At 54.1% G+C, this 6,511-nt stretch carries 6 protein-coding genes and 1 pseudogene; 4 read left to right on the forward strand and 3 right to left on the reverse strand.

Going from position 1 to position 6,511, the window contains the following annotated elements; genetic code table 11:
• A pseudogene (locus tag CPT76_RS40350) lies at positions 1 to 240 on the reverse strand (arginine decarboxylase); the annotation flags it as partial.
• 180 nt (positions 241 to 420) lie between these two features.
• On the opposite strand from CPT76_RS40350, the gene CPT76_RS22875 reads away from it, so the two are divergent.
• Positions 421 to 1,704 carry an MFS transporter gene (locus CPT76_RS22875; protein ID WP_258168742.1) on the forward strand — a complete coding sequence of 428 codons (1,284 nt, stop codon included), beginning with the start codon at positions 421 to 423 and terminating at the stop codon, positions 1,702 to 1,704.
• A gap of 85 nt (positions 1,705 to 1,789) precedes the next feature.
• Here the strand turns inward: CPT76_RS22875 and CPT76_RS22880 are convergent, their stop codons facing one another.
• Positions 1,790 to 2,416, reverse strand: a complete 627-nt coding sequence (locus CPT76_RS22880) for a YktB family protein (protein WP_105444560.1) — start codon at positions 2,414 to 2,416, stop codon at positions 1,790 to 1,792.
• Between the two features lie 306 nt (positions 2,417 to 2,722).
• Between CPT76_RS22880 and CPT76_RS22885 the strand changes: the two genes are divergently transcribed.
• From CPT76_RS22885 to CPT76_RS22900, 3 genes are all read left to right on the forward strand, one after another.
• The gene (locus CPT76_RS22885; RefSeq protein WP_076169896.1) at positions 2,723 to 3,319 is read left to right on the forward strand and encodes a hypothetical protein; all 597 of its coding nucleotides are present in this window, start codon (positions 2,723 to 2,725) and stop codon (positions 3,317 to 3,319) included.
• 181 nt (positions 3,320 to 3,500) lie between these two features.
• Entirely contained in the window at positions 3,501 to 4,913 is a 1,413-nt protein-coding gene (gene gndA / locus CPT76_RS22890; RefSeq protein WP_105444561.1) for an NADP-dependent phosphogluconate dehydrogenase, read from the forward strand.
• Between the two features lie 543 nt (positions 4,914 to 5,456).
• Entirely contained in the window at positions 5,457 to 5,963 is a 507-nt protein-coding gene (locus CPT76_RS22900) for a shikimate kinase (protein WP_105444722.1), read from the forward strand.
• A 258-nt stretch (positions 5,964 to 6,221) separates the two neighbouring features.
• On the opposite strand, the gene CPT76_RS22905 is transcribed toward CPT76_RS22900, so the two are convergent.
• Positions 6,222 to 6,511, reverse strand: a 290-nt coding sequence (locus tag CPT76_RS22905; protein ID WP_105444562.1) for a rhodanese-like domain-containing protein, incomplete at its 5' end; no start/stop codon positions are given.

Here is a 6,511-nt window from a genome sequence, read left to right on the forward strand (position 1 = left end):
GGCGCCGAAAGCGTCAGCAGCAAGAATCTGGGCTTCCTCGATGACACCGGTCGGCTGGTGGAGGTCGTCCAGCGGGGCAATATTGATCAGATCTATAGAGAGGGCGTTATCGCCGATAAATTCTCTGAATTCGGTATCGGTCCCCATTCCCTTCTTGTGGCCGGGAATATGGAACTGAACGGGATTTTTTGCCGCGTGCTGTGTGAGTGCTGTAAATAAAGGGGTACGGCTATGGTCCATGTATGCTGTCACAACCTTTCATCTGTTAAAATTACAAAGCTCAGTATAGCAAATCGGGGGGCGAATGCAAGCGGCTTTTTGACCCTGTGAAAATCTCGTCCCCATATGGGGTACACTATTAGTATAGACCATACTGCCGGGAGGATTCGCACAAACCAAAATAGGGAAGTGGTGAAACGCGTGTCGCAAATAACGGAAGCGGCGGCAGCCCGCCGGCTGATCTCGCCCTTTTTCATCGGGCTGCTGACGATTCTATTTCTCGTGGAATTTATGAAAGGGTCGCTTCTGGTGGCCATTTTGCCGGTTTATATGAAAAACTCGCTCGGTCTCGGCGCCCATACGATCGGTCTCGCTTTTTCCCTTCAATATATCGGAGACAACCTGTTCCGCAGCCCATCGGGCTGGATCGCCGAGCGGCTGGGGTACCGCAGAACGCTGACAGGGGCGCTGGTGCTGACCATCGTCGCGGTTGGCATGATCGCCTTCTTATCCGGCGCAGGCTGGCTGTCGCTTGCCTGTTTTATTCTTGGGGTAGGCACTTCGCCGCTGTGGCCCTGCGCCATGACCGGGACGACGGCCATTTCGGGTCCAAGAGGCAGCAGCGGACAAATGATCGGCATGCTCGAGATTGCTTCGCTGGGCGGAACAGGCGCAGGACCGATCGTCATGAATTTTTTGATGGACCGTACGAACAAAAACTATCAGACGCTATTTTTTATCCTTATCGGCTGCTGCATCATCGTAGTTCTGGTTGCATTGCTCCTCCCGGGAAGAGTCAAGGCCAATGGGCAGGGGATGACAGGAAGGACGGAATCTGTGAGGGGGTTCCTTCCCCAGCTGCTCGGGAAGGTGAATCATCTATTTACGAGCATCCGCAAGACGCTGTACGAAATCAGGCATAACCTGAAGGTCAGCTGGCTGGTGTTTCCGGCGCTGTTTCTCCAATCCTTCGTCATCGGGCTGCTCAGCCCTGTGATCACGCTGTACGTTCAAAATGAGCTGCACCTGTCTCCGAATATGTACAGCCTGCTGCTGATCGCGGGTGGAGGCATTACGGTGCTGGCGATCATTCCATGCGGGAAGCTGGTCGACCGGTTCGGAACCGCTCCCTTCCTGAATGCCGGGTTTCTGCTGGCGGCTATTTCCCTCATCATGTTCTCGGCGGTGCGCTCGCTGCCGGTTGTGTTCGCCATCGTAGGCGTGGTGGGCATCAGCTATGCCATGATCCTGCCTGCCTGGAATACCTTTGTATCGACACATGTGCCCAAAGGCGAGCGGGGAGCGGTCTGGGGATTTTTCCTCACCCTCCAAGGCTCGGGCATGGTTGTCGGGCCGATCGTTTCAGGTCAGCTCTGGGACCGTCTCGGGCATTCGATGCCTTTTGTCGCCAGCAGCATCGTCATGGCCGTGCTGTTTGTGATCCACCTTGTTTTGTCGCGCAAGAAGCGGGCAGACGCGCCGTAACAAACAAAAAAAGGATAGGGTGCCAGCGCGCTTATGCGTACCGGCTGCTCTATCCTTTAATATTTGGCTGCACCGTAAGCGGCGGTTAGAACGCCATTTTATACAGCGGCAGCAGCTGTTCAAAAGTGGAATGAATGACGGACACCAGTTGGTCTCCGTCCTCCAGCACAGGGTCCCCTTTTTCAATCCGGAGTCCGCACAGCACCTCGGATTTTTTGACGTTCTTCAGCTTGTCCGCCATTTTGGCGAAGTCTGCGGCCGTCATTTCAGACTGCGGGGTAAAGCCGGGGTCCATATGGTCCATCGACCAATAGAACGTTTTGGGGAGCTTTTTGACAGTCGCGATTCCTTTCTTGCCTTCCAGATGCTCGGCGAATACCGACTTGTTCGTGCTTTCGTAAATGATCGCAAAGATGATGAACAGATGCGTGCCGAACATGCCCACCTGAAAATGGGGGAGGGCTTTGTAGCCGCGTTTGTTGGCCGCCCAAGCCACCCAGGTATCGTTCGGTGGGTTTACCGTCCGGCGGGCATGCTTGGCCACGTGAACGAACATTTCCTCTCCGCTGAGCGCGGACAGGAATGGAACGATTTCGCTGCCTAATATTTCAAGTTTGGGGCGGACCCGCTCAATAAGCACTTCCATCCGGGGCTCCAGTCCCTCCACATTAAACACTTCAAAATCCTGCGCGTTAAATCCTGCAAACGGCATTCTTGCTGCCTCCTCCATCCAAATGCGTGTTGAATTTTTGTCCCATTATACCACAATCCGCGGCGGATCTTTAATTGGCAGGGCTTCCGGCCGGTCTTTTCCGTTTGATGCTGCGCCCTGTCGGGTAAAAATAGTCAATAAACCAAGTTACCGTTACATAGGATAAAGTATAAAATATAGCAAAGCTGTTAAGCCATCAGCTTGATAACGAAGCTGAAGAATCACCGGCCGATTCCAGCCCGCCGGTCTTAAGAAGCGGGAGAAGGAAATAGCCAAAGGCGGTCCAATTTTGAAGGAGGGAGTGCCGTGAATAAGAGCTATGAAGTGGAATACTGCAATTTGGAGCTTCGGTTTAACCGGCGGCATATTCAGGACCTGATCAAGGATTTGATTCAAGACGGCTATTCGTTGTACTGGAGCGAAAACGAAACCCTGTTCATCATCTCCGTCCGAACGGGGCGCAAACTCGTCAAGCTGCGGTTTAACCGGACGAAAAACGGTTATAAGATGGTTGGGGATTACACGATCCGGGACGCCAAGCTGGCGGAATGGATGGAGAAGCTGATCGAGGATACCCGCGGTCACGCGATCGTCAAACGGTTCAAGGACCGCCAGATTCTGATCGAGAGCATTCTATTCGGCGAGGTGATCCGGCTTGTCGAAATTTCAGGCTATCAGCAAAAAGTATTGTATCAGAAGGGTCCCTTTATGACGGAGCAGGAGATTTCCAAAATGTATTTCTCCAAAGAAGGCGACTTGCGCCTGCAGCTCCTGAGGCTTGAGCTGGATGACGAGCTGGAGCGCCTGTACGAGGCGATGCAGGCCGGAGATGCCGAAAAAGCGGAGAAGAGCAAGGAGAAGCTCGCCGCCCTGTCCAAGGATTTAATGATGCTTGAATGGTAAATTACCTTTTGTACGACAATAGAATGGAAGATCGTTCATAAACACCTCGGATGCGCTGCGAGGTGTTTTATCACGGGCAGCTGACTGCCGATCCCGGACTTCACTTTCACGCGTAAACACGTTAAAATAGGCTTGTTCTAAAATTTTCATCAAAAAATCGCAAAGAATGGAGAAAAAACATATGTCGAAACAACAAATTGGTGTCATCGGCCTTGCTGTCATGGGCAAAAATCTGGCACTCAACATTGAGAGCAGAGGCTTCACCGTTTCCGTGTTTAACCGCTCTCCAGAAAAAACGCATGATCTTTTGAAGGAAGCCGAAGGAAAAAATCTGACGGGGACTTTCTCGATTGAGGAATTTGTGAACTCGCTGGAAACACCGCGAAAAATTTTAATTATGGTACAAGCCGGCAAGGCGACCGACGCCACGATCGAGCAGCTGGTGCCTCACTTGGACGAAGGGGACATCATCATCGACGGAGGTAACGCGTACTTCCCGGATACACAGCGCCGCAGCGCGGAGCTGGAAGCAAAAGGACTGCGCTTTATCGGGACAGGCGTATCCGGCGGGGAAGAGGGAGCTCTGAAGGGACCTTCCATTATGCCAGGGGGACAAAGAAGCGCCTACGAACTGGTGGAACCGATTCTGACGGCGATTTCCGCCAAAGTGAACGGGGAGCCTTGCTGTACATATATCGGACCGGACGGTGCCGGACATTACGTAAAAATGGTGCATAACGGCATCGAATACGGCGACATGCAGCTGATCTGCGAAGCTTACCAGCTTCTGAGGGACACGCTGGGTTTGAGCGCCGAAGAACTGCATGAAATTTTCTCCGACTGGAACAAGGGCGAGCTCGACAGCTACCTGATCGAAATTACGGCCGATATTTTCGCCCAAAAGGATCCGGAGACGGGCAAACCGATGGTGGACGTTATTTTGGACGCAGCCGGCCAAAAGGGCACGGGCAAGTGGACAAGCCAAAGCTCCCTGGATTTGGGCGTGCCGCTGTCCATGATCACGGAATCTGTGTTCTCCCGCTTCCTGTCGGCCATGAAGGAAGAACGCGTAGAAGCGAGCAAAATTTTGAACGGCCCGAAAAAAGCACCGTTCCAAGGGGACAAAGCCGAGTTTATCGAGAACGTCCGCAAGGCGCTATTTGCAAGTAAAATCGTATCCTACGCCCAAGGCTTCGCGCAGCTGCGCGTCGCTTCCGACGAGTACGGCTGGGATCTGCAGTACGGCAACCTGGCGAAAATCTGGCGCGGCGGCTGCATCATCCGCTCCCGCTTCCTGCAGAACATCACCGACGCCTACGAGAAAGATCCGGGCCTGAAAAACCTGCTTCTGGATCCGTTCTTCAAGGACATCATCGAAAACTATCAGGAAGCATGGCGTACGACGGTAGCGACGGCCGTGGCTCAAGGCGTTCCGGTTCCCGGCTTTGCCAGCGCCCTGGCATATTTCGACAGCTACCGCACGGAGCGGCTTCCGGCGAACCTGCTTCAGGCGCAGCGCGATTACTTCGGAGCCCACACGTTCAAGCGCGTGGACAAGGAAGGCGTCTTCCATCACAACTGGATTCAGGAGTAATCGTTACTTGGGGGGAGCAGCTTCGTTTTCTCCGCTCTGGAAAAGACCGTGCATCGCCTCCAGCAGGCAGACGCGGATCCTTTCGTTGTCGAGCCCCTGGGCAGATGACCGGCTGAGCAGGAGGACGGCGGCCTCGCCGAAATATTGAAAATTGCGCATTAGACGTGGCTTGGGAAGCTCCAGCAGTGCTGGATCTTTCTGGGCCACTTTTTTTGGACGTAATGAAGCACCCAGAGCAGATCGTCCCGGCACAAAATGTGCTGGGGATCGAAGATTTGCTCTATCCGTTTGGGGCCTCCTAGTAAAGGGCTATGGGAATCATGCATGGCTCCTCTCGACCACTCCTCATATTCTACTGGTTATCAAGTTGATGTATGTATATGATAGAGTTCCTGCAAATAGACTTGCAGGCGAAGGACGGCATTGTCGAAAAGTTTTTGGCCTGTGTTTATGATATGTAGCAAGTAACGGCATGGGGCAGCAGCAAGTGCAAAAAGGGGTGTTCTATTGAACCGGACTAAACAAAATATTATCTTGATCGGTATGATGGAAAATATTATCTTGATCGGTATGATGGGCACGGGCAAGTCAACCGTCGGCGATCTGCTGGCTATGGAGCTCGGATACCGGCTGATCGATCTGGATGCCGCCGTCGTGGAAAAGGCAGGCATGACGATCCCGGAGATCTTCGAGCGGCATGGCGAGCCGCATTTCCGCGAGCTTGAGAACGAGACGCTTCGGCAGGTGCTCGCCTCCGGAGAAGGAGTGATCGTCGCCACGGGGGGCGGCGCGGTGCTGCGCCCGGACAACTGCGAGCTGATGCTGCAGGGCGGTCTCGTCGTGGCGCTTATGGCGGATGCGGAGCATATTATTGCCAGGGTCCAGGGGGACCGGAACCGGCCGCTGCTTGCGGGCAATGCCGAGGAGCGGGTGAGAGCGCTGCTTGAGGAGCGGAGAGACGCATATCGCTTTGCCCACTGCACGGTGGACACATCGGGCCTTGCGGCGAAAGAAGTCATGCGTGCAATTTTAGCGCATTACCGCGTCTAAGCTTATCTCTGTGAAAAAGCAGCAGCAGCCTGACCGGGGTCAAGCTGCTGCTTCAGTAGCTTAGGTTGCGGCCCGGTTAAGCAACCGGAAGGGCACCGAAGCCATAACTTCACTTTGTGGGGATAATGTTTTCGGGGCTCCCCGCAAAGTACCTGAATAGGCATCGAAGTGAAAGCTTCCCTTAATGGGGATGATGTTTTCGGGGCCCCCGCAAAGTACCTGAATAAGCATCGAAGCAATAACATCACTTTGTGGGGACTACTCTTCTTCTTCCTCGTTCCATTGAAGCATGCCGCCGACCATGTTGACGCAGTCAATGCCGTGCTGCGACAGGTACTGGCAGGCGCGCATGCTGCGGCCGCCGCTGCGGCAGATCATAATGACTTCGCCGTCTCTCGGGATTTCGTCCAGACGGGCGGGGATTTCACCCAGCGGGATATGCTTGGCGCCGCTGATCATGCCCTGGGCCACTTCATCGTCCTCACGGACGTCGATCATCTGCAGGGACTCGCCGGCAAGCAGGCGGCGTCTCACCTCAGAAGGCTCTA

The organism is Paenibacillus sp. AR247 (assembly GCF_002968895.1).
Taxonomy (GTDB): domain Bacteria; phylum Bacillota; class Bacilli; order Paenibacillales; family Paenibacillaceae; genus Paenibacillus_AQ; species Paenibacillus_AQ favisporus.

Excerpts from the sequence above, each read along its gene's own strand:
- CPT76_RS22900 (WP_105444722.1), top strand. The coding sequence starts at position 5,457 with ATGATGGAAAATATTATCTTGATCGGTATGATGGGCACGGGCAAGTCA.
- gndA (WP_105444561.1), top strand. The coding sequence starts at position 3,501 with ATGTCGAAACAACAAATTGGTGTCATCGGCCTTGCTGTCATGGGCAAA.
- CPT76_RS22880 (WP_105444560.1), bottom strand. The coding sequence starts at position 2,416 with ATGCCGTTTGCAGGATTTAACGCGCAGGATTTTGAAGTGTTTAATGTG.